The sequence below is a fragment of the Halomonas marinisediminis genome, assembly GCF_004347715.1.
In the GTDB taxonomy this organism is placed as follows: domain Bacteria; phylum Pseudomonadota; class Gammaproteobacteria; order Pseudomonadales; family Halomonadaceae; genus Halomonas; species Halomonas icarae.
The window spans coordinates 1-276 of sequence record NZ_SLTR01000417.1 but is presented as its reverse complement, the minus strand read 5'-3'; the positions used below and the strand labels follow the sequence as shown (position 1 = coordinate 276).

Below are 276 nucleotides of genomic sequence, written 5' to 3'. Positions count from 1 at the left end.
ATCGTGGCGGTGGCGGTGATCGTCTACAGCCGGTTCGACGTGACCGAGGATGAAAAGCGCGTGGGCTTTCATGCCCTGAGCCATGCCCTGCTCGTCGGGGTCTGCGGTGCGTTCCTGACCGGCGATATCTTCAACCTCTATGTCTGGTTCGAGGTGATGCTGATCGCGTCCTTCGGCCTGCTGGTGATCGGCGGGCGGCGGGACCAGATCGATGCGGCGGTAAAATATGTCGGCCTGAACCTGGTGGCCACGCTCGCCTTCCTGACCGGCGTCGGG

General features: G+C 63.4%; 1 pseudogene. It reads left to right on the top strand.

The annotated features are described in order from the left end of the window. Positions 1 to 276, top strand: a pseudogene (locus E0702_RS17225) (Na+/H+ antiporter subunit D); the annotation flags it as partial.